Source organism: Nitratireductor luteus (assembly GCF_026162365.1).
GTDB classification, from domain to species: domain Bacteria; phylum Pseudomonadota; class Alphaproteobacteria; order Rhizobiales; family Rhizobiaceae; genus Chelativorans; species Chelativorans luteus.
Map to the genome: position 1 here is coordinate 1 of NZ_JAOANW010000021.1, position 21,550 is coordinate 21,550.

The 21,550-nt window shown below is 63.3% G+C and carries 19 protein-coding genes, 1 pseudogene and 1 riboswitch; of the genes and pseudogenes, 5 read left to right on the plus strand and 15 right to left on the minus strand.

The window, feature by feature from the left end; genetic code table 11:
- The 3 genes from N1058_RS22360 to N1058_RS22370 form a co-directional block, all read right to left on the minus strand.
- Positions 1–221 (minus strand): hypothetical protein (locus tag N1058_RS22360; RefSeq protein ID WP_265519802.1); only part of this gene is annotated, 221 nt, incomplete at its 3' end.
- 400 nt (positions 222–621) lie between these two features.
- A complete protein-coding gene (locus tag N1058_RS22365) occupies positions 622–876 on the minus strand; it encodes a hypothetical protein (protein WP_265519803.1) in 255 nt (84 codons plus the stop codon).
- 98 nt (positions 877–974) lie between these two features.
- A complete protein-coding gene (locus tag N1058_RS22370; RefSeq protein WP_265519804.1) occupies positions 975–1,163 on the minus strand; it encodes a hypothetical protein in 189 nt (62 codons plus the stop codon).
- Between the two features lie 413 nt (positions 1,164–1,576).
- Between N1058_RS22370 and N1058_RS22375 the strand changes: the two genes are divergently transcribed.
- The 3 genes from N1058_RS22375 to N1058_RS22385 all read left to right on the plus strand — a co-directional run bounded on the left by N1058_RS22375 (position 1,577) and on the right by N1058_RS22385 (position 3,160).
- Positions 1,577–1,987, plus strand: a complete 411-nt coding sequence (locus N1058_RS22375) for a BA14K family protein (RefSeq protein ID WP_265519805.1) — start codon at positions 1,577–1,579, stop codon at positions 1,985–1,987.
- A 160-nt stretch (positions 1,988–2,147) separates the two neighbouring features.
- Complete coding sequence (locus N1058_RS22380; RefSeq protein WP_265519806.1) at positions 2,148–2,345, plus strand: hypothetical protein; 198 nt, start codon at positions 2,148–2,150, stop codon at positions 2,343–2,345.
- Positions 2,346–2,491: 146 nt separating this feature from the next.
- Positions 2,492–3,160 carry an ABC transporter permease subunit gene (locus N1058_RS22385; protein WP_265519807.1) on the plus strand — a complete coding sequence of 223 codons (669 nt, stop codon included), beginning with the start codon at positions 2,492–2,494 and terminating at the stop codon, positions 3,158–3,160.
- 79 nt (positions 3,161–3,239) lie between these two features.
- Here N1058_RS22385 and N1058_RS22390 read toward each other — a convergent pair whose 3' ends face one another.
- The 12 genes and pseudogenes from N1058_RS22390 to N1058_RS22450 all read right to left on the minus strand — a co-directional run bounded on the left by N1058_RS22390 (position 3,240) and on the right by N1058_RS22450 (position 16,426).
- Positions 3,240–5,717 (minus strand): gluconokinase, GntK/IdnK-type, encoded by a 2,478-nt coding sequence (locus N1058_RS22390; protein WP_338040725.1) that lies wholly within the window; start codon positions 5,715–5,717, stop codon positions 3,240–3,242.
- A gap of 13 nt (positions 5,718–5,730) precedes the next feature.
- Entirely contained in the window at positions 5,731–7,290 is a 1,560-nt protein-coding gene (gene zwf, locus N1058_RS22400) for a glucose-6-phosphate dehydrogenase (protein WP_265519808.1), read from the minus strand.
- A gap of 2 nt (positions 7,291–7,292) precedes the next feature.
- Positions 7,293–7,758, minus strand: a pseudogene (locus N1058_RS22405) (phosphogluconate dehydrogenase (NAD(+)-dependent, decarboxylating)); the annotation flags it as partial.
- Positions 7,759–7,986: 228 nt separating this feature from the next.
- Positions 7,987–9,885, minus strand: coding sequence for a DNA/RNA non-specific endonuclease (locus N1058_RS24190; RefSeq protein ID WP_265519809.1), 1,899 nt, complete (start codon positions 9,883–9,885; stop codon positions 7,987–7,989).
- 147 nt (positions 9,886–10,032) lie between these two features.
- Positions 10,033–10,323 carry a hypothetical protein gene (locus N1058_RS22415; RefSeq protein WP_265519810.1) on the minus strand — a complete coding sequence of 97 codons (291 nt, stop codon included), beginning with the start codon at positions 10,321–10,323 and terminating at the stop codon, positions 10,033–10,035.
- 3 nt (positions 10,324–10,326) lie between these two features.
- Positions 10,327–11,334, minus strand: a complete 1,008-nt coding sequence (locus N1058_RS22420) for a TerC family protein (RefSeq protein WP_265519811.1) — start codon at positions 11,332–11,334, stop codon at positions 10,327–10,329.
- A 98-nt stretch (positions 11,335–11,432) separates the two neighbouring features.
- Complete coding sequence (locus N1058_RS22425) at positions 11,433–11,696, minus strand: TFIIB-type zinc ribbon-containing protein (protein WP_265519812.1); 264 nt, start codon at positions 11,694–11,696, stop codon at positions 11,433–11,435.
- Positions 11,697–12,053: 357 nt separating this feature from the next.
- Complete coding sequence (locus N1058_RS22430; protein WP_265519813.1) at positions 12,054–12,818, minus strand: ABC transporter ATP-binding protein; 765 nt, start codon at positions 12,816–12,818, stop codon at positions 12,054–12,056.
- Positions 12,815–13,846, minus strand: coding sequence for a FecCD family ABC transporter permease (locus tag N1058_RS22435; RefSeq protein ID WP_420848031.1), 1,032 nt, complete (start codon positions 13,844–13,846; stop codon positions 12,815–12,817). Before N1058_RS22435 ends, N1058_RS22430 begins: the two co-directional genes overlap by 4 nt.
- A 20-nt stretch (positions 13,847–13,866) precedes the next feature.
- Complete coding sequence (locus tag N1058_RS22440; RefSeq protein ID WP_265519814.1) at positions 13,867–14,916, minus strand: ABC transporter substrate-binding protein; 1,050 nt, start codon at positions 14,914–14,916, stop codon at positions 13,867–13,869.
- Between the two features lie 55 nt (positions 14,917–14,971).
- Positions 14,972–15,186, minus strand: a riboswitch (cobalamin riboswitch).
- A gap of 62 nt (positions 15,187–15,248) precedes the next feature.
- On the minus strand, positions 15,249–15,947 hold the full coding sequence (locus N1058_RS22445; RefSeq protein ID WP_265519815.1) for a ZinT family metal-binding protein: 699 nt from the start codon (positions 15,945–15,947) through the stop codon (positions 15,249–15,251).
- A gap of 314 nt (positions 15,948–16,261) precedes the next feature.
- Positions 16,262–16,426: a hypothetical protein gene (locus tag N1058_RS22450; RefSeq protein ID WP_265519816.1), complete on the minus strand. Its 165-nt coding sequence runs from the start codon at positions 16,424–16,426 to the stop codon at positions 16,262–16,264.
- A 443-nt stretch (positions 16,427–16,869) separates the two neighbouring features.
- Here N1058_RS22450 and N1058_RS22455 point away from each other — a divergent pair, with 443 nt between their 5' ends.
- Both N1058_RS22455 and N1058_RS22460 read left to right on the plus strand, forming a co-directional pair.
- On the plus strand, positions 16,870–21,051 hold the full coding sequence (locus N1058_RS22455; protein ID WP_265519817.1) for a PAS domain S-box protein: 4,182 nt from the start codon (positions 16,870–16,872) through the stop codon (positions 21,049–21,051).
- On the plus strand, positions 21,048–21,401 hold the full coding sequence (locus N1058_RS22460; protein ID WP_265519818.1) for a response regulator: 354 nt from the start codon (positions 21,048–21,050) through the stop codon (positions 21,399–21,401). Before N1058_RS22455 ends, N1058_RS22460 begins: the two co-directional genes overlap by 4 nt.
- The last annotated feature ends 149 nt before the right edge of the window (positions 21,402–21,550 follow it).

The following is a 21,550-nucleotide window of genomic DNA, read 5'->3' on the forward strand; positions in this document are numbered from 1 at the left end:
AAATGTGGAATATATCTATCGCTTATACTGAGGCTGACGGACAGAACAACTTCTTCTGAGGTGCGGAAAAGCGGCCCCAAGCCAAAGAGAACGCGATTTACGCACTGCGAAAATACTGAGATGAGACGACCTGTGCTGCAGTAACCGTGTTTCGCACTCATCTCTATGCTTCCGCGCTGAAAGAACGGAAGCATCCGGAGTATGGGTTTGGTATCCGCCATGCTCGCTCCGCTCACCCGACCAGTTTCCTTATCTGTTTTTACGGCTGCGGTCGACAGACTCTCCAGCGTCAAATGGACCTTGCAGTCGACACGCGAACTTGCCGAAACGCGAGGCTGTCAGGCTAGAGCAGATTCGACTTGTTCTGGGTCATAGCCGGCTGCCTCGAAATAGTGCCTGCATTGGCCGGCGATGAACGCGGAGAGGCAGTTTGGCCTACAAGCGGGATCACGGAACAGGGCCGGCGCCCTGACTGAAGTTAATGTCGCCGCCTTCGTCACTGTCGAGGAAATCGCCAGCAACTGGATTCCCCTCCACAAAGACGCTCACGTCGGTAACCTCCTGCGTCGACAAGCGCGCGGACCAGCTTTTCAGCGGTCATCGGCGTATTGCTGGACGGCTTCAGGATGCGCGCGCCACCGCGACCGTTTCGACAAGTTCCTGTATTGCCTTCGCGCATTCCGGGTCACCCGAATGAATGCCGTCCGCCAGTGCGTGTTGCAGATCTTCGAGTTGCTCTTCGTAGCGCTCCAGGACGGCCGGATGCAGCGATACGACCTCGAAGGCGGATGGAGCTTTCTCCAGTTCTGCAAGAACCGCCTCACGCTCATGGTAAAGTTCAGTCGAGCGCGGACCAATTACGTGGGGATCGCCCATTCCCTGGCGAGGTGATCAACCATCCCGTCAATCTCTCGCAAGGAATGCCCGCGCATTTCAGCAGAAGCGCCAGTATGTCCAAACGGCGGTGTCTCCGGCTATGCCTGTGGACGGCTTTCCTCGACCAGCCGTGCACACATGAAGGCAGGAGGATTTCCGCGGTCGCTCTCCAGAGATCGATACAGCTTGCGAATGTCGGTCGCCGTCACACCGTCGGCGGCCATCAGCTTGCGGACGATTGGTTCTGACAGGATTTCGTCGAGCGTCAGTCTTTTCTCATGTGCCATGCGTGACCTCAAACGTCAGTTCTCGATTTCCAGCATCATAGGCGGGAACGGTGACCAGCTGATATCGTCAATTTGGCCGATATGTGTGGCCAGATGACTGTGTCCACCGTGTCAACTGTGAACAATGTAGTGCCGAACATGAGATCGGTTGGGCTGACTCCTCCCAGATGGCTCTCTTGGGTGCCGGTGCCATTATAGCGGTGCTCGCCAGAGCAGTGTATACGGGGATCAAACGGACTGCAGCCGCCTCGGAAGTGCGGCCGGCCGCAGTGCAGCATCATGGATGGTGCTGACGTGGCGCCCCGAGAAGCGCCTGTTTTACGCTGGTGGGCGGATAAAGATAACGTCCTATATCGCACTTTATACAAAGCTGACGTACAACAACGCCGATCAAAATGACCAGGGAGGCCCTGATGAAAAAGCATGTTGCAACGCTGTGCGCGGCGGCCATGGCGTTTTCGCTCGCGGCTATGCAAACCGCGCCGTCTATCTCCGCGCCATTGTATCCGGCGCCCTCGGCGACACCCTCCAACGGCAAGATGCTTCAAGAGGTAACCCACGAGAGCTGGCGCCATGACCGCGACTATCATCGCTACAAGAAACATCGTCACCGTCGCGGCAATGCGGGTGCATTCTTAGGCGGGCTAGCGGCGGGCGCAATCCTTGGCGGGCTGCTCAGCCAGTCGTCGCGCGCCGCACCCGTCTACCGGGGTGATCCGCATGTGCAGTGGTGTTTGCAGCGGTACCGTTCCTATGACGTGCGCACGGACACCTTCCAACCGTATAGCGGACCGCGGCGGTATTGTAACTCACCCTATCGATGAGGCCCGGTAAATAGCAGAGCCCCACGGCAAGGTGGCACGAGACCGAGCGCACGGCGCGCTATCCTATCCATTTGTGCAGCACTGGCATCGAAAGATGATCTTGCTGAGAGATGGAAAATGCACCCTGATGGTTCTTCACCAACATTGGGGGGGGAGGCACATGGCCCAAGAAATCGACGCATCGGCACAACTGATCTATGAGGTGGTGACCGGCAGGGATTGGTCGACGGCCGACGATGACGAGCGCCGTGTTTGTCGTGCCAAAGCCCGTGAGGTGCAGGCTGGTATTAAGGGACCCTGGCCCACTCACCTGGCCGCCCGCACACCGCAAAGCGGCGGCCGCCAGTCGAGAATTTAGATAGAACAAACTCTGGACTACTCTGGACCAAGTCACCGGTTTCTGTGAGCGGAGCGGTGTCTCGTCAAGCCAATCCGCACGGCGGTCATGCCGGCGAAGTCGTCGACCGATCTTTTCCGGTGCAGCCGCAAGCGGGTACCGCCTTCATGTCCATATCAAGCGGGTACCGCGGCCATATTCGGCGCCCGTCCGTGGGCCGAGGCACGCTGGGCCGTGGCCATCGCCATCCCGTGCTGAAGCGAACGCGTTGGGGTCTGCACATCATCGCCATCGGCGGCAACCTGGCCGGTGCGGCCGAGGTCGGCACCAAGGTGAGACCCGTCAAGATCGGCAATTTCGTGTTGTGCAGCGTGCTCGGCGGTCTCGCCATCCCGGGCGCTTTCCGCATCGGCTCGATCGATCCGCTCGCCGGCGGAACCGAAATCATGTTCGCGGCGATCACCTCGGCTGTCATCGGCGGCACGCTTCTGACCGGCGGGGTGGGCACGATCGTTGGCGCGCTTCTGGGCGCTCTGGTGCTCGGCATCCTCAAGGACGGCTTCACCTTGCTCGGCGTCAGCGCCTACACAAGGCCTGTGATGGTGGATGGAAACGGTTCCGAGGCTCTGCGTGCCGAGCACATCTCGATGTCCTTCGGCCGGGTGCGGGTCCTCGCCGACATCAACTTGCGGCTTGGCCGCAGCAAGATACTTGGTCCCATCGGCGACAACGGCGCCGGCAAGTCGACGCTGATGAAGACCTTTACCGGTAATCCCGGCCGACTGGAGGCCAGCTTTATCTCGACGGCAAGTCCGTCACGGGCAGCACGCCTTTGAAGGTAAGGACGAAATCGACGCTTCGGCTACGTCCGACAACACCGCTGAATGCGCTCTGGGTTCCGATTCCGCCCCAACCCTACCGGCGCTTTTGTGCAGGGCCGATGTCATGCAGGTTCAATGCCGTTCCGACCAGGGCGAGGTGGGAGAAGGCCTGCGGAAAGTTGCCGACCTGTCGGCGCAAGCGAGGGTCGTATTCCTCGGCGAGCAGTCCGACATCGTTACGCAGCGCCAGGAGGCGCTCGAACAGGGCGCACGCCTCCGCATTGCGGTTCTGCAGGGCGTAATTGTCGGCCAGCCAGAAGCTGCAGGGCAGGAAGGCGCCCTCCCCGGGCGGCAAGCCGTCGACGTCCTGCTGCGTGCGATAGCGCATAACCAAGCCGTCCACCACCAGTTCGCGCTCGATCGCGGCGACCGTGCCGAGGACGCGCGGGTCGTCTGGCGGCAGAAAGCCGACGATCGGGATCAGAAGGAGGCTGGCGTCGAGCTCTTTGCTGCCGAAGCTCTGCGTGAAGGTGTTGCGCCGACGGTCAAAACCTTGCTCGCAAATCGTTGCGTGCATGCGGTCGCGAAGCGCGCGCCAGCGCTCGAGCGGAGCCTCGAACCCAAAGTGCTCGGCATCGTGCAAGGCGCAATTGAGCGCCACCCATGCCATCACCTTGGAATAAGTGAAATGCCGCGGCCCACCGCGAACTTCCCAGATACCCTCATCCGGCTGTTCCCAGACCGCCTCCAGGTGGTGGATCAGCTTCTCAAGCAGGTCCCAGCCGGATGGCACCGGCGCGAGACCGTGATTGCGCGCCTGGTGGAGGGCGTCGAGGAGTTCGCCGTAGACGTCGAGCTGCAGTTGATTGCAAGCCGCGTTGCCGATGCGCACAGGGCTGGAGCCCTGATAGCCGGGCAGCCACGGTACCTGCCATTCGTTCAGCTGTCGCTCGCCGGCCACACCATACATGATCTGTATCTGCTCGGGACTGCCGGCGGCACTGCGCAGAAGCCATTCCCGCCAAGCCCGCGCTTCCTCCACATAGCCGGCCGACATGAGCGCGATCAGCGTCATCGTGGCATCGCGCAGCCAGCAATAGCGGTAGTCCCAGTTGCGCGGGCCGCCGATCTGTTCGGGCAGCGAGGTGGTGGGGGCGGCAACGATCCCGCCGGTGGGAGCGTAGGTCAGCGCCTTCAGCGTCAGCAGAGAGCGCTGGACCGGTTCCTTCCAGGCTCCTTCATAGGTGCACTGTTTGCACCAGTCGCGCCAGAAGGTCTCTGTTGCCTGTAAGGCGGCACGCCAGTCGAGGGCCCCCGGCGGGGGCAGGTGGGACGGCCCGTAGGTCAGCACGAAGGGAACGGATTCGCCCTTAGCGACGGTGAATTCCGCGACGGTGGCGTGGTTCTCGCCGCACAGCCTGATCGGCGTGCGCAGGGCGACGGCGTTCGGCCCTGCAACCGCGCAGAGGCCCGAACCGTCCTCGAGCCGCGTGACCCACGGGACGGAGGCACCGTAGTCGAACCGTAGCCTGAGGTCGAAGCGCATTGTCACCTTGCCGGACCGCCCTTCCACCAGCCTGACGATGGAGGAGTTGGGCTGCCCCAGCGGCATGAAATCTATGAGGGCGACCTCGCCCTCGGGCGTTTCGAAGACGGTCTCCAGGACCATCGTGCCGTCACGATAGGCACGCCGCGCACGAGCCGCCGGATCGGCGGGGGAAAGGCGCCAGCGACCGTGCTGTGCCGTGCCGAGCAGGGCGGCGAAGCAGGCGCCGCTGTCGAAGCGTGGCCAGCACAGCCAGTCGATGGACCCATTGCGGCCGACGAGCGCGGCCGTGGTGCAATCGCCGATCAGCGCATACTCTTCGATGGGGAGCGGCAGATCCGGCTCGGCATGAGGTGAAGGCTTCGCCGAGGGGTTGCGATGCCCGAGTTTCCGGTCGTCGGCGGGGGCGGTGGGGCGTTGGCCGCGCTCGCGGGTTCCGCCGGGGCCCGATCCTTGCCCTTGTCCCAGCCCTAAATCTTTGACAATAAGGCGGACGATACCGTCGGTGGGAGAAGCGATATCGACCGTGATCGCGGGCTCCTCCGGCGAAGGCGCTTCGAGCACCGCCATCTGGCTGGCGAGCAAGTCGGGCGGCATGAAGTGGCCTTTGCGGACTGCAAGCCGTGCTGCGATCAGTGTCTGTTCGCCGCACAGATACACGAACCGAACCTCCGGCCGGCCTGCGGCGAGGAAGTCGCGATAGCTGCGCTTCAGCGCAGAGCATGTGATGACGCCTGCACTGCCGGCCCGCCGCCACTCGTCGATCCACACCCGGACTTTCTCAAGCCATGGCTTGCGGTCGGCATCGGTGAGCGGGGTGTCGGCGTACATCTTTTCGATATCGGCGGCGGGATGCAGGTCGTCGCCCTCTTCGAAGGGCCAGCCTAGCCGTTGGGCGAGCGCCTTTCCGATCGTCGTCTTGCCGGAGCCGGAGACGCCCATTACGACCAGGATCGGATGTGGTCGATCAGAGGAAGCCACGAATGCTGCGGCCTTTTCAATGGCGGTCTCGCTTGGGTTGGTCATTGTCTCCCCCACTTCATGTACCAGGGCGAAGAGGCAGCCAGGCGCGGCCGTCACGCGTCATGAGCGTATCGGCTGCCAAGGGGCCGCTGCCGCCGGACTCATAAAGCTGCACGCCGTCGCTGGCCTGAGCCCAACAGTCCAGGAATGGCTGCACCGCGCTCCATCCCGCCTGGATGTTGTCGGCGCGCTGGAAGAGCGTGGGATCGCCGATCAGGCAGTCGTAGATCAACGTCTCATAGCCGGTGGAGGGCTCCGCCGCAAAGTAATCGGAATAGCGGAAATCCATGTCCACCTCGCCGAGCCGCACTGTGCGACCGGGCACCTTGGCGGCGAAGCGCAGCGAGACGCCTTCGCTCGGCTGGATGCGGAAGACCATAAGGTTCGGATCTGGCAGACCAGCCGGCGTGTCCCGAAAAAGGATGCTTGGCGCTTGCTTGAACTGGATGGCGATCTCGGTGCGCCGAACGGCCATCGATTTGCCGGTCCTGATGTAGAAGGGCACGCCCGCCCAGCGCCAATTGTCGATCATCAGCTTGAGGGCGACATAGGTCTCGGTGTTGCTGTCGGGCGAGACGTCCGGCTCCTGTGCGTAGGGGCGCATCGGGCGGCCGCGCACCGAGCCTGCATCATACTGGCCGCGTACCAAGTTTTCCATGGCCTCCTCGGGAGACCAGCGGCGCACCGCCTCGATCACCTTGGCCTTCTCCGAGCGCACCGCATCCGCGTCGAAGGAATTCGGCGCCTCCATGGCGGTCATGGCCAGCAACTGGAACATGTGGTTCGGCACCATGTCCCTGAGCGCACCGGTGGTATCGTAAAAGCGGCCGCGTTGCTCGACACCGACGGTCTCGGCGGCGGTGATCTGCACGTGGTCTATGTGGTCGCGGTTCCACAGTGGCTCGAAGAAGCCGTTGGCGAAGCGCAGCACCATGATGTTCTGGACCGTCTCCTTGCCCAGGAAATGGTCGATCCGATAGAGTTGGCTTTCCCCGGCAACATTGAGGATGCGGCGGTTGAGCGCCTCGGCGGAGGCAAGGTCGGTGCCGAAAGGCTTTTCGATGACGATGCGCCGGAAGCCGTGCTCCGTCTCCCGCGAAAGGCCGACAGCGCCCAGCTGTTCGATGACCGTGCCGAAGAAGCGCGGTGCGGTGGCGAGGTAGAAGACGGCGTTGGCATGACCGCTTTCCTTGGCGCGCTTTTCCAGGCGCCCGGCAAGGCGGTGATAGGTTTCCGGGTTATCGAAATCACCTGTGAGATAGCCGAGGCGTCCGGCAATCCAGCCCCAGGCCTCCATATCAAGCGCCGTTGCCTCGAATTCCCCGCCTCCTCCCGTCACAAGGGCCTGCATTGAGTTGGTGAGATAGGCGCGGAAATCGTCCTCGCTGCGCTCGACATGGTCGACGCCGATCACCTCGAAGGCCGTGTCGAGCGCCTTTTCCCTGGAGAGGTTGTAGAGCGCAGGCATCAAAAGTCGCTTTGTCAGGTCGCCGGAAGCGCCGAAGATGACGAGCGTACTCGGCGGCGCCGGTTCGGTGTCGTCGGGGAGATGGCAGGCTGCGACAGGGGACTTCATGATCAACCTCCTGATGGACGCTCGACATGGCCGCCGAACTTGAAGCGCATCGCGGAGAGCAGCCGCTCGGTGAAGGTGGACTCCTTGCGGGAGCGGAACCGGGCATAGAGGGCGGCCGACAGAACCTCCGCCGGAACAGCTTCCTCCATTGCCGCCATGACTGTCCAGCGCCCCTCGCCGGAATCGGCGACCGCGCCGGAGAAGGCCGACAGCGCTTCGTCCTCGGCAAACGCCATGGCACCGAGATCGAGAAGCCAGGGGAGACGATGCTGCCGCGCCTCCAGACCTCGGCAATGTCGGCGAGATCGAGATCGTAGCGCTCGTCAGCGGGCAGCATCTCCGAGGCCCGGCCCTTCAAGATCGAGGCCCGACCCTTCAAGATGTCGAAGCCCTCGACATAGGCCTGCATCAGGCCGTATTCGATTCCGCTATGGACCCCTTCACGAAGTGACCGGCGCCCACCGGGCCGGTTCCCCTGGTGCCGAGGCTGCTGTTTGCGTGGCGCTACACCGCCGTCGCTATGCTGGTTCGTTACTTCTGATCTTGACGGAATCTCGCCTTCACTCTGATGGGCATGCGGCAACCACCGAGGTGCTGGCAGAAGTGATGCTGCAGGAATGCGCCTCGTCGCCGGGACACTTCTTCGATGCGCCATCGCGCGGTCAGCTTGACGGCCAACAGCATCGGGCGTGAGGCTCAAAACCGCAGATCCGCCGGCGAAAGGATCTCGACAATCCGCAAGCGCGGATCACGCAGGGCTTCGGTCTCCGCCGGACTCGTCGCCATTTCCGGATGCGCCATGACATCCGCGGGTCCCAGCGCGGAGAAATCCAGCATCGTGCGCATGGAAAGATCCGACAGCGTGACCTGGAAGATGCGGAACGGGTCGAGTTCGAGCGTTTCGAGATCGTGCAGAAGGTCGGCCTGGGAGAGCACGAAGGCGGAAATGCGCAAGGCGCCGTCGCTACCCCTGTAGGCGATAAGTTTCCAGAAGCTGCGCGGAAGGAGCGCGTCGCGATATCTGGTGTCGTCGTCGGCGAAGATCGGTCCGCCGAAGACAGAGATCCGGATGTCCTGCGCATCCGCCTGCTCGAGCGCCAGGTTTTCCAGCTCGCCCCAAAGACCCCTTCTGCTCGACTGGTTGAAACGCTCGTGCTGGGGCGCGATGTTGGTGAAAAACGACGAGTCGCGGTTGGCCTGATCGGCCTCGGCCACCGGCCCCCAGCACAGATCGGCCCGCCGGGCGATGTGGCCCCGGTCGAGCTTGTTTCCGGCATAAAGCTTCTCGCCGAGTTGGTGCTTCGGCTCGATGCGCGGATCGAGCTTGAAGGCGCGGCGGGGCAGGATCACCCGGCGCGTCCCGTCCACATTCCATGCCACGAAGCGCGCCATCCGCCGGCGCGCGCTCAGACAGACTGAGAAATGCGTGTAGGGGATGGTCTGTGAGCGGCCGAAATTCACCGCGTCCCGCTTGAGCGACAACGACAGGCCGGGCATGGGAACATGGAGTCCCAGGAAATCGGGATCGTAGCCGGTGCGCGGCACCGCCGTCTCGAGCCGGTCGTCCGGCAGAATCTGGTCGGGCCGCGGCTCCAAAATGAAATCGAGCTTCTTCTGCACCGACAGGGCGTAGCAGGCGAGCGCGTGCTCGTCCGCGCTCGATTCCACTTCGCCGGCGAAATGCAACCCGGCGAAAAGATCGGTCGCCGCGCCATCCTGAGAAATGAGCCAGGCAGCACCCGAGTCCCCGCCCATGCTGATTTCGCCATCTTCCCGGGTGCGCTCGGGGTCCACGCCGATCTCGAAGCAGCCGATCACCCGCACGCCCGCGGGTGGGCCGTAATTGAGCCTGGCCATCACGTCGACGCGGCGAACGATGCCGTATGTAATGCCGGTCGTCCTGCCGGATTTCACCACCCGATCACCGAGTGCCACCCGCGCAAGCCTCTTCGGCACCACGTCGAGTTCGAGGACGCTGCGGTCGTGGCCGCGTGTGCGAATGCGGGCCAGCGCGCAATCACCGGCTGCACCCAGATGGCTGCGCAGAAGCTCGCCACAGAAATTGCCTGCGAGATTGTTGTCGTCGAACGGACCGGGCTGGACGATCGGGGCACCGATCGCGCCGCGATTTCCGTGCAGCACATGCCAGTTGGAGAGGATGGAGGGCGCGCCCGTAGCGCGGTCGAAGACGATGAGGCCGATCGTGCCAGCCGTCTCCTCCACATGGGCGACACTGATGCCGGGACGCATGGGATCGGCACGCATGCGCCGCTCGCCCAGCGTCTCGGGCTCGACCACCTCGAAGGAAGGCCGGTAGTCGCGCTCGATCACGTCGGTCGGCACCTGCCGCCCCTCGACTTCGATCGTCTGCGGAATGCGCCAGCTCCCCAAGCTCTCGATAGCGAACTCGCTCTTCTCAGCCACAGTGAACTGCAGGCAAACGGGGCCGGTGCCATTCTTCAAGCCGATGCCCACAGAGGTGATGTTCGGATCCTTCAGATAGTCGGCGCCCTTGGCCCGCACATGCCGGCGCAGCGCATCCTCCAAGGCCTTGTCCCCTCGCCCCGCGCCTTTTCCCCTTCGCTTCTCCGCCACGGCCACCTCCGCGTCTGGCACTCAGGTCACCCGCCTCCATATCATTTTTGCGCCATGACGGCGAGTTGTCGTGCCGGCCGACAATCCTTCCGGAAACTCTGCAGGAGCACTTCTGACAGAACGCCATCCGGCTTGCTGTCGGGACAGTCAGACCAGGACCATGATGCCCGCCCACAGCACGACGGCCACCTCCGCCAGCCGCGCCCATATCGGCGGGCCGGTGTAACGGGCCGCGCTGCGATGGACGCCGACGACCGCGACCAGCAGATAGGGCAGCGGAAGAAAATGGACCGCCAGCGCGGCTGCCGCCGGCGCCCCGGCGGCAAAGAGCGCGAGAGCCGACCCTGTGGCCAGCAGGCTGGCCAGCGTGCCATAGATGAGCGCGTATTCCCAGAACGCGCGCCGCAACGGAAGCTGGCCAGCCCACAATGCGCGCATAGGCTACTCCGCGTCGGCCGGCTTCTCGGCCGGCACGGCCGGGCTGCCCGGCACCCAGCCCGTGGGCAGCACATGCGGCTCGGCAGGCGGCGCGCCACGCGTGCGGATGAGCGAGAGGACGATCGATCCCCCGATCAGTACCACCGTGATCAGCAGCGCAAGCTCCGTCGGAACAAACTTGCCGCCGTAGAAGTAGTTGGCGATCATCTTGGAGCCGATCACCACCAGCACCAGCGACAGCCCGTATTTCAGGTAGATGAAGCGCGGCACGATGCCGGCCAGCGCGAAGTAGAGCGCGCGCAGGCCGAGGATGGCAAAGACGTTGGAGGTGTAGACGATGAACGGATCGGTGGTGATGGCGATGATCGCGGGGATGGAATCGACGGCGAAGACGAGATCCGTGAACTCGATCATCACGAGCACGAGAAACAGCGGCGTGGCATAGACAAGGCCGTTCTCGCGGACGAAGAAGTGCTTGCCGCGATAGGTATCGGTGAGCCTGAACCGCCGTCGCACGGCCTTCAGCACGATATTGTTTTCCATGTCGGGCTTCTGGTCCGCCACGATCAGCATCTTGACGCCGGTTACGATGAGAAACCCGCCGAACAGGAGCGCCATCCAGGCGAACTGGTGGATGAGCTGCACGCCGGCGAAGATGAGGACGCCGCGCATGAAAAGCGCGCCCAGGATGCCCCAGAAGAGCACCCGGTGCTGGTACTGCGCCGGCACGGAGAAATAGGTGAAGATCAGGACGATGACGAAGATGTTGTCGACGCTGAGCGACTTCTCGATGAAATAGCCGGTCAGGAAGTCGACGCCGTCCTGCGTGCCCCGCAGCCAGAAGAGGCCGGCGCCGAACAGGAGGGCGAGAACGATGTAGAAAAGGCTCAGCCACAGGGCTTCGCCGACCTTGATTTCGCGTTCCTTGCGGTGGAGGACGCCGAGGTCGAAGGCCAGCAGCGCCAAGACGAACAGGTTGAACCCAACCCAGAGCCAGATGCTCGATTCCATAAGTTTTCTTCCGCTGATCCTCCCGTGCCGGGAGGGAGAAAATGAAAATGGACGAAGAAAGGCCGACCCATGGGGCCGGCCTTCATCGGATAATCACATCAAAAGTCGAACAGCTCGCCGAGCAACGACTTGCGCTTCTTGTGGCGCGGCTGGTCGTATCCGGACTCGCGGTATTGCGGCCGGGCCTCCTCCTGCCGGTAGGGCCTCTCCGCGCGCGGCGCCTCGGCAGGGGCGGACCGCTCGATCAGCTTGTCGAGCTCCCCGCGGTCGAGCCACACGCCGCGGCATTTCGGGCAGTAGTCGATCTCGATCCCCTGCCGCTCTGTCATTACCAGTTCCGTCTCGTCGATCGGGCACTTCATTTTCTTCTCCACGCTCTGGCCATGCCGCGGCCAATCGGGCTGCGGCTTGAGATCTTACCTGGAGGACGACGGAAGTTCGAAAAGGGTCGGCCAACAAGCAAGATGCGCATGCCGCAACTAACTCGAAGTCCGACATCGCAATGCTGCCGCATTGCCAGAGGGGCCCGGACCGCGCAAAATCTGGGGAACCGCGCGGCCGTTTTCAAGCTCCTGCGGTGAAAATTTCGAGAAGGCCGAACCAGCCTGGAAACGCCAGGCATCGGCGCGAAACAGGCTGGATAGCCGAGAGGCTCGAGGTCGCTCGCGACGTGGAGATGGCTGCGACACCAGCAGCGACCGATGCACCTGGCGGATGCACTAGTCCGGCAAGAAATCAAGGCGGACGCGGCCGTTCTCCGGATCCTCGCGGACGGTGGCTGCGACCTCGAAGACGGATCGGATGAGATCGACGGTCATCACGTCGGCCGGCCTCCCCTGGATCACCAGCGTACCATCCTTGACAACGGCGATCTCATCGCAGAACGCGACCGCATGATTGAGGTCGTGGAGGGCGGCGATGCAACTTGTGTCAAGACTCTGAAGCAGCTTCAGGAGGTCAAGCTGATGGCGAATGTCGAGGTGGTTCGTGGGCTCGTCAAGGAGGAGTTCACGGGGTTCCTGCGCCAGGGCGCGGGCAATCTGGATGCGCTGCCTTTCGCCGCCCGAAAGGGTTGACCAGAGTTGGTCCGCCCGGTCTGCCATTCCGGTCCGCGCCAGGGCGGCCGAGACCGCAGCATGGTCAGCCTCGCTCCAGGCCTCCCATGCACCACGGTGCGGAGTGCGGCCGAGGGCAACGACCTCGCGCGCGGTCAGGACGACTTCCGTGGAGACTTGCTGCTCGACGAACGCGAGCCGGCGCGCCACTTCGCGTCGCGGAACGGCCGACATTGGCCGGTGGTCGAGGAGGACCGCGCCGTCGGAGCCGCGCCTGAGCCCGGCGAGCAGGCGCAGAAGGCTGGATTTGCCGGAGCCGTTCGGTCCGACAAGGCCCAGGAGCCGCCCTTCCGGAACACGCAAGGTCACCCCCCTGACGATGGGCTGGCCTCCAGCCTCCCAGGCGATGTCGCAGGCATGCAGCGTCATGCCCCTCGCCTCGACCGCCAGAGGATGAAGGCGAAGGCAGGCGCGCCGAAAAGGGCGGTCACCACGCCGATCGGCAGGACCTGCCCCGGCACCACAATGCGCGACAGAACGTCCGCGGCGACCATGAAAACGCCGCCCGCCAGCGCCGACGCGGGGAGGAGCCGCCCGTGGGCCGGTCCGACGAGGAAACGGGTGGCATGCGGCACGACGAGACCGACGAACCCGACTGCGCCTACGAGGCTGATAATCGCCGCCGTAAGCAGCGCTGTGACGGCGAAGAGTTCCGTGCGGACGCGCGAGACGTCTATGCCGATGGAGGCGGCAGCGTCTTCGCCAAAGGCGAAGGCATCCAGCGCGCGCGCCCGGAAAAGACAGACCGCCAGACCGACCGCGAGCACCGGCAGGGCGAGAGCGGTGTCGGCCCACCGCGCTCCGCCGAGGCTGCCAAGGAGCCAGAACATGATACCCCTTGTCTGCTCGGCATTGGCCGAAGTCGTCACGATGAAGGAAGTCGCGGCATTGAAGAGCTGCGACCCGGCGATGCCCGCCAGAATGACGCGCTCCGTGCCGCCACCCGATCCGTGTGCGAGAAACGCCACGAAGGCGAAGGCAAGGCCGGCACCGAGAAAGGCGCCCCCCGGCAGGGTGACGGTTCCGGCGCCGATACCGAGAACCATCACGAGGACGGCGCCCGTCGACGCCCCGGCCGAGATGCCCAGGAGATACGGCTCCGCCAACGGATTGCGCAGCAGCGCTTGCAGAACGGTACCGCAGATCGCCAGGGCTGCGCCGGCCGAGGCGGCCATTGCCGCGCGACTGAGACGGTAGTGCCAGACAATGCCCTCGCGGATCGGATCGACGGCCAGGTCCATCCCAAAAAGGCGGTTGCCCAGGACCTTGAGGATCTCTGCCGGAGGTATGGCCACCTCACCGATTGAGATGGCGCCGGCCGCCGCAAGGAACAGCGCCGCAAGGGCGATCAGGCCGAAGGCCGGTAGGCCCAGCCGGCGGAAGGAACGTGGCCTCACTTCGGCCTGCACGTGCACAGTCACTGTGTCAGACCAAGCGCGCGCAGGCCTTGTGCGAGAATCTCCACCCCATCGACCGCCCGCAGCGTCGGGTTCATGGATTGCGCCTTCATTTCGATCAAGCGCCCTTCGCGCACCGCTGTCATCTGGCTAGTGACCGGATCATTCAGGAGGAATTCGCGCTTGGCGGCAATGTCATCGGCCGGATAACGGCGGCGCTCCATCGCGGCCAGCACGATGACGGTGGGGTCGAGCGCGGCGATCGTCTCCCAGCCGACGAGGGGCCATTCCTCCTTCGACGTTATGACGTTGCGCACGCCGACCACCTCCGAGATCCACGCCGGCGCGCCGAAGCGTCCAGCCACATAGGCGTCACCGCCTAACTCGAGTGAGGAGAACCAGTACAGGACCGAAACGTCAGCGGCCTGAAGCGCCTCGGCGTTCTCGGCTGCCTCCTCGATCCGCGCTCGGTTCTTCGCGATCAGCACGTTTCCAGCCTGCCGGGCATCGAAGATCGCCGCAATCTCTTCGATCTCCCGGTGCAACAGGTCGAACGTCCAGGCCTTGGACCGTGCGCCGTCGCCACTGCCGGCGCTGAAGGTGCTTTTGGCGCATTCGGCAGGGGAGACATAGACCGGGATGCCGAAGTCCCCGAACTGGGCGAATGTGCCGACACGGCCTTCATCGGGGCCGATGTCGCTGGCCCACTGGTTCGTGACGAGGTCGGGCCGCGTATTGAGAACCGCCTCGAAGCTCGGAGAATTGTCAGCGAGCCGCGGCAGGGGCCCGCCCTCCCCTGCAAGCTCCTCCGGCAGGGGCGCGAGCCAGACCGCGGTTCCAACGATCCGGTTGCCAAGGCCGAGTGACAGCAGGATCTCGGTCGAACCTTGTCCGACAGTGACCGCCCGGTCAGGCGCCAAGGCGAACGACAGTGTGCGCCCGCAATTCTCGACCTCAACCGGATACTCCGTTGCTTGCGCCGAGGAGGAGGAGGAGGAGGCGACGGATGCGAAAAATATACCTGCAAACAGGCCGCAAAAGCAGCCCGTCCCGCCAGTTATGGTGGACATTATCGTTCCTTTCCCGGACGCCCCGCCCGGTCTCATGACGACGAGAAGCCGCGTTGCCCGCGACTCCGGAACGGCAGTTCTCCTGACTTGCGACCCTGGTTCCGACCCCGGCCTTCCCATGCGCGTACGCACAGTGGCTCCGGCCTCCAGCGCCGGACGGGACGGAACGGTCGCCTACAGTTGCGGGGGCAGTTCCGGAATTCGCAAGACACGCTGCGGCACCGGATTCCCTTTTGAGCCCACTCGGGCACCGTTTCCGACGACAAATTATTTCGGCTAGGTGCGCTGTCAATAGACTTTTCGCGACCCCATCAGCGACGCAGCGATTCTGATCAATGCGCCATCATCGCGCCGACGATCTCATTTCCTCCTAGCGACGAGGGATAATAGGTCGGCCAGTTGGTCAGTTCTTCCAGCAAGGCCTCGCGATCATCCCCCCAATAGAGGTGGTAGTGATCGGCCTGCGCAGGCGCGATGCGGTGATCGCTGAACTGAATGAACTGCGGGGCCTCGTCGTCGCCCCCAGTCTTCCTAAAAATGAAGCGCACGCCCCGGTTGCCCTTCTTGTAGGTCAGGATCTCGTATCCATCGGTGGCGTAGCGACCTTCGACAATGTCACCATCTCTATAAAATGCGACACTGTTACCGCTGATGACGATGCGGTCGACGTCCGTCGTGTATCCCGTTTCATATTCGGCGCGGTACTCCTCGACACTCTTGTCGCCCTGTTCTGCTTTGTGCGCCATGACCGGATCCAGAGTACCATTCTGCAGATAGAGATAGACGGATTGCCAGTCGCCTTCCCAATCCGAAAGCATGCGCGCCTCGATCTGGCTTTCGTCGAAATAGCCCTTGTAGATGGCGTCGTCAGAATCGTGAGGATGATCCTGTACCCTATCCTGGTCGTGCGAATGATCATGCGCCGAATTTTCATCAACGCTCTTGTTTCCATGCGCCACTGCCTGCGCAGGAAGAAGCAGCATCGATCCTATTGCCAGCGCGCCAACATACCTAACAATCGCCGTTTGCATTTTCCGAGTCCTCTACTGGTGCTGAGTGAAGACGATGAACGCCCGTGCATTTGTAATGTTATTATGTAACGACGTTTGCATAGCCCAATGCGCTCGCTCTGACAAGGGGCGCGAAAAGCGGTCTCCTATCGCCGGGCACGAGTTTGAAAAATCACAAATGGCTGGATCGATAGCTGACAAGGTAATCGAAGCAGAGCAGCGGTGCCGCCCGGCTTGCCCCGAGGAAAGGTAGAACTGGGCAACCGTGCGCTCGAATAGCGGCAAGCGCACGGGAGGAGATGTCGGTCTACGATCCTTAATGCACGTTCGGTCTTCTACTTCCGGAAGTCTCGCAGGAAGTCGATCATCGCCCGCACTTTCTCCGGAAGATAGCTGCGGCTCGGATAGACAAGCCAAGCCGCCGTGTCGAACGTCGTGGCTGTAACCGACCGGCCGTCGATGCAGGGTTGCAGCATGCCCTTGTGGAGGATCGCGCTCAACCCGGTCAGTCGGCTCGATCGGTCCGCGCATATTCCGGCGGAATGGGGCGCGCGCGCGATCGCATAGCTCGCTACTGATGCGGCGGATGCGCATCTTGGCACGGACTTCTCGATCAAGACGAACGAGGGACGAGAACTGGTCGGGTTACCGGGCCTCTGAGGCCGTCGCCACCCTGCACCGCAATCGCGTGGCTTCGTGCGAACGATCAGAAAGGTTCGAAAACGCAGTAGCGCAGAAAATCGGGGGTGCAGTCGGCTCTAATTCGGACCAAGAGCGGCCCGTCCGATTGCGGCATGAGGTCAGCGACAAGCGGTCGGAGCAGTCTAGACGGCGTGGAGCATCAGGTTAAAATGAGGCGCATATGTGCATCGGGCTGAGATTGGAGGGAACCTTTTCGCCTGACGCGCATTTCCAGCTGTTATGAGCAAAGCTGGGGGCTTCCATGAGTGCAGAGGCAACTATAGCCGCGGCATTCGCGAGTGACGGCTACGACACCTTGCTCGTTCTCGATCAAGGGTTGCTCGACGCCCTCCCGGTCGGCCTTTACATCTGCTCCACTGACGGCATGATCCAGCGCTTCAACAGGCTTGCGACTGAGCTGTGGATGCGCACACCAAAGGCCGGCGACAACGACGAGCGCTATTGTGGATCGTTCCGGCTGTACGATCTGACCGGAAAAGTGCTTCCGCACGCCTGCACGCCTATGGAGGAGGCGTTGCGCTCCGGCAAGCCTCAGAGGGACAAGGAGGTGGTCATCGAGCGCCTGGACGGCTCGCGCATCACCGTGCTGGTCAACATCCAGCCGCTCAAGAGCGCGACGGGCAAGGTGCTGGGCGCCATAAACTGCTTCCAAGATATCACCGCAGCCAAGCGCGCGGAAGAATCACTCAAGGAAGCCGAGCAGCGCCACCAGGCGATCCTCAACGCGATCCCCGCAGCAGTTTATACGACAGATGCGGACGGTCACATCACCTATTTCAACCGCGCCGCAGCAGAGCTTGCCGGGCGTGAGCCCGAACTCGGCAAGGACAAATGGTGCGTGAGTTGGCGCCTCTATAACGAGGACGGCTCGGAAATGCCTCACGATTCCTGCCCGATGGCGGTGGCGCTGAAGGAAGAGCGCCCCGTACGCGGCGTCGAGGCGCTGGCGCAGCGGCCCGACGGGACGCGTGTGCCTTTTCGCCCCTACCCTACGCCGCTGTTCGACCCGTCCGGCGCTCTGACCGGCGGCATCAACATGCTGGTCGATGTCTCCGAAGAGCATAAAGCGCGCATACGTCTCGATGAGAGCGAGGCGAAGTATCGCCGGATTTTCGACGGCGCGCATGTGGCACTCTGGGACCAGGATTTTTCGGCGCTGGTGGAACGGCTCGACAAGCTGCGGGCCGAGGGCGTCGACGACATACGAGAGTTTTTCAAGGCCAATCCCGAGGCACTCGCTGAAGCGGTTCAGCTGGTGCATGTGCGCGATGTGAACCAGTACACCGTCGATCTCTTCGAAGCGGACGACAAGTCCGCCATGCTCGGCAAGTTGGGTGCCATCTTCCTGCCGGAGTCGGAAGAGGTGTTCCTGGACGAGATTGTGGCGATCTGGGAGGGCCGGCGGACATTCGAGAGCGAGGCGCCGGTCCGGACATTCAGGGGCCACCGTCTGGACGTGCTCCTCACCATCGCCTGGGAAGGCGAGAAATACGAGCGCTCGCTTGTCAGCATTCTCGACATCTCGAAGCAGAAGGCCGCCCAGCGCCGCTTCGAGACGCTGAACAGCGTGGCTCAAACCGTTTCCAGCGATCTCGATCTGGAGCGGGTCGTCCAGGACGTAACCGACAGCGCCACGAAGCTGTCGGGCGCGCAGTTCGGCGCCTTCTTCTACAACGTCACCGATGCCAGCGGCGAGAAGTTCACGCTCTACGCGCTGTCCGGCGCTCCACGGGAGGCGTTCGAACGCTTCGGCGTGCCCAGAAACACCGCCGTGTTCGAACCGACCTTCCGCGGAACCGGGATCGTGCGTTCCGATGACATCAGGAAGGATCCGCGCTACGGCCACAACGCGCCGCACCACGGGATGCCGGAAGGACATCTGCCTGTCGTCAGTTATCTTGCGGTGCCGGTGATCTCGCCCAGTGGCGAGGTTCAGGGCGGGCTGTTCTTCGGACACGAGAAGCCAGGCGCCTTCAGCGAGGACACGGAGCAGATCGTGGCCGGCATCGCCGCCCACGCCGCGATGGCGATCGAAAACGCCAGGCTGCTGCGCACGGTCCAGAACGAGCTGAGGCATCGTCAGGAGGCGGAGCTGAACGTGACGCGGTTGGCCTCGATCGTGGAATCCTCGCAGGACGCGATCGTCAGCAAGAATCTCGACGGGATCATTACCAGTTGGAACCACGCCGCGGAGAGGCTGTTCGGCTACACCGCCGACGAGGTCGTGGGCAGGCCGGTGACGACACTTTTCCCGGACGAACTCGTCAGTGAGGAAGATCGCATACTGGAGCGTCTCAGGCGGGGCGAACGGATCGAGCACTACGAGACGGTGCGCAAGCGCAAGGACGGAGCCGAGATCGACATTTCGCTGACCGTCTCGCCCGTAAAGGATGCGCAGGGCCGTGTCGTCGGTGCATCGAAGATCGCCCGCGACGTCTCCGAACGCAAACGCGCGGAAGAAGCGTTGGCGCGACGGATGACCGAGCAGGCGGCGCTCTACCGCATGACCGACCGGCTATATCACGGCACCAGTCTCGCGGATGCATTCGACGCCGCGATCGACGCCATCACCAGTGCGCTCGGTTGCAGGCGGGCGTCGATCCTGCTGTTTGACGAGAACCAGGTGATGCGCTTCGTGGCCTGGCGAGGACTGTCGGACGATTATCGGCGCGCCGTCGACGGCCATTCGCCGTGGACTGCCGAGACGCGCGATGCGGCGCCAATCTATGTCGCCAGCCTCGACGAAGCCGACCTCGGACCGGAGCTGCGCGCGACGATCGAGGCAGAGCATATCGCCGCGCTGGCCTTCATCCCGCTATTCAGCCAGGGCCGGGTCGTCGGCAAATTCATGACATATTACGATCAGCCGCACGACTTCAGCGCGGAGGAAGACGCGTTGGCCATCACCATCGCGCGGCAACTCGGCTTTACCGTGCAGCGCTTCCGGGCCGAAGAGGCGCGCCAACGCGCGGAACAGGAGTTGCGCACCAATCAGGAGCTGGAGCGCAAACGGGCGGCGGAACTGCAGGCGATCATGGAGGCAGTGCCGGCCGCGATTTTCATCGCACGCGATGCGGACTGCCGCACGATCGGCGGCAACAGGGCCTGCTACGATCTGCTTCGCATGCCGGCGGAGGCGAATACTTCGCTATCGGCGCCTGGCGAGGAAAGGCCGGATCATTTCGAGGTAAGGGTCAACGGGCGTGTGCTAGCGCCTGAAGAGCTGCCTGTTCAGCGAGCGGCGCGCGGCGAGGAGATAAGGGGCTTCGAGGAAGAGATTCACTTTGTAGACGGCCAGTCCCGCTTCCTCATTGGCAACGCCACGCCGCTCAGGGACGACGACGGCAGGCCGAGCGGCGCCGTGGCCGCGTTCGTGGACATCACCGAGCGGCGCGCGGCCGAGATAAACCTTCGCGACAGCGAGCAGCGCCTGCAGATGGCACTCGAAGCAGGCGGCATGGGAGCCTGGGAATGGGAAGTGGCATCCGGCAAGGTAAACTGGTCGCCGACGCTGGAGGCTATCCACGGGCTCGAGCCCGGCACGTTCGGCGGCACGTTCGAGGACTTCAAGCGGGACATTCATCCAGACGACATCGCCGCGGTTACGGCAGCGATCGAGGTGGCGGCGCACGAACGTGAGCCCTACCACGCGATCTATCGCGCTGTCCTACCCGACGGGTCGCTGCGCTGGCTGGAAACATTCGGTCGCTGCGTCGAGGACCACGACGGATCGCTGAAGAAGCTGACCGGCATCTGCATGGACATCACCCAGCGCAAGGCCGCCGAGGCGCAGCGCGAGATCATGATTGCCGAGCTCAGCCACCGTGTGAAGAACGCTTTGGCGACTGTGGTGTCGATCGCTCGACAATCCTTCTCCAAGGACGCCGACCCGAGACACGCCTACCGGTCCTTCGAGGCAAGAATCCGGGCGCTCGCGCAGACGCACGGCCGGCTTGCCGAGGCGCAGTGGGCCGGTGTCGTACTCAAGACGATACTGGACGACGAACTGGCGCCCTATCGCCACGAAGACGGGGTGAATGTGCGCCTGAACGGGCCATCGGTCTCGCTGCCGCCGAAGCCGGCGCTGGCGCTCGGCATGGCGTTCCACGAACTGGCCACCAACGCGGCAAAGTACGGCGCCTTCAGCGTCAAGGACGGTTGCGTCGAGGTCAACTGGAAGTTCGAGGGCGAGCAGCTGCGTATCACCTGGGCAGAGAGAAATGGACCGGAAGTTGCACCGCCGACCAAAACCGGCTTCGGTCGACTGCTTCTGGAGCGGGTGCTGGCCGCGGACTTCAACGGCAAAGTCGACGTCACTTACGGTCGCGAGGGGGTGCGGTGCGCCTTCACCGTTCCGATCGCTGAAGGACCACGGGATGCCGGCGGGGTGCGAGGACCGCAGGGTGGAGGGACGGCACTGTGAAGGGATCAAGCCTGCGCATTCTCATCGTTGAAGACGAGGCGATACTGGCCTTCGGGCTCGAGCAGGAACTGGTCGAGGCCGGTCATGCGACGGTGGGTCCGTTTCGCAATGTCGCCACGGCCTGCCGCGCAGCCATGCAAGAGACCTTCGACATCGCCGTCCTCGACATCAACCTCAACGGTGAGCTGGTCTATCCGGTTGCCGAGCAATTGACCCGACGCGGTATCCCGTTCCTCTTCCTGAGCGGCTACGGCAGCGAGAGCATTCCCGAGCCGTTCCGCGCCTTTCCCCGGCTAGCAAAGCCATATGACCCGACTGAGATGGCACGTATCCTGAAAGAACTGACGTAAGAGAGCGACGGGACGGATACCGCGCAATCACTAACCTACAAGCCAGCGCCAGTGCGGAAATTCCGGTTCTGGCACGCGGCGCAAAGCGGTCACCGTCGCGGAGTTCTGGACTTCGCTCTTGGTCAACTTGCACGTCGCGTTGGCGAACT

What these genes read in the sequence shown, in the direction of transcription:
- N1058_RS22385 (WP_265519807.1), top strand. Translation starts at nt 2,492, where the DNA reads ATGTCCATATCAAGCGGGTACCGCGGCCATATTCGGCGCCCGTCCGTG.
- N1058_RS22430 (WP_265519813.1), bottom strand. Translation starts at nt 12,818, where the DNA reads ATGACGCTGCATGCCTGCGACATCGCCTGGGAGGCTGGAGGCCAGCCC.
- N1058_RS22380 (WP_265519806.1), top strand. Translation starts at nt 2,148, where the DNA reads ATGGCCCAAGAAATCGACGCATCGGCACAACTGATCTATGAGGTGGTG.
- N1058_RS22455 (WP_265519817.1), top strand. Translation starts at nt 16,870, where the DNA reads ATGAGTGCAGAGGCAACTATAGCCGCGGCATTCGCGAGTGACGGCTAC.
- zwf (WP_265519808.1), bottom strand. Translation starts at nt 7,290, where the DNA reads ATGAAGTCCCCTGTCGCAGCCTGCCATCTCCCCGACGACACCGAACCG.
- N1058_RS22370 (WP_265519804.1), bottom strand. Translation starts at nt 1,163, where the DNA reads ATGGCACATGAGAAAAGACTGACGCTCGACGAAATCCTGTCAGAACCA.
- N1058_RS22420 (WP_265519811.1), bottom strand. Translation starts at nt 11,334, where the DNA reads ATGGAATCGAGCATCTGGCTCTGGGTTGGGTTCAACCTGTTCGTCTTG.
- N1058_RS22365 (WP_265519803.1), bottom strand. Translation starts at nt 876, where the DNA reads ATGGGCGATCCCCACGTAATTGGTCCGCGCTCGACTGAACTTTACCAT.
- N1058_RS22445 (WP_265519815.1), bottom strand. Translation starts at nt 15,947, where the DNA reads ATGCAAACGGCGATTGTTAGGTATGTTGGCGCGCTGGCAATAGGATCG.
- N1058_RS22415 (WP_265519810.1), bottom strand. Translation starts at nt 10,323, where the DNA reads ATGCGCGCATTGTGGGCTGGCCAGCTTCCGTTGCGGCGCGCGTTCTGG.
- N1058_RS22440 (WP_265519814.1), bottom strand. Translation starts at nt 14,916, where the DNA reads ATGTCCACCATAACTGGCGGGACGGGCTGCTTTTGCGGCCTGTTTGCA.
- N1058_RS22390 (WP_338040725.1), bottom strand. Translation starts at nt 5,717, where the DNA reads ATGACCAACCCAAGCGAGACCGCCATTGAAAAGGCCGCAGCATTCGTG.
- N1058_RS22375 (WP_265519805.1), top strand. Translation starts at nt 1,577, where the DNA reads ATGAAAAAGCATGTTGCAACGCTGTGCGCGGCGGCCATGGCGTTTTCG.
- N1058_RS22425 (WP_265519812.1), bottom strand. Translation starts at nt 11,696, where the DNA reads ATGAAGTGCCCGATCGACGAGACGGAACTGGTAATGACAGAGCGGCAG.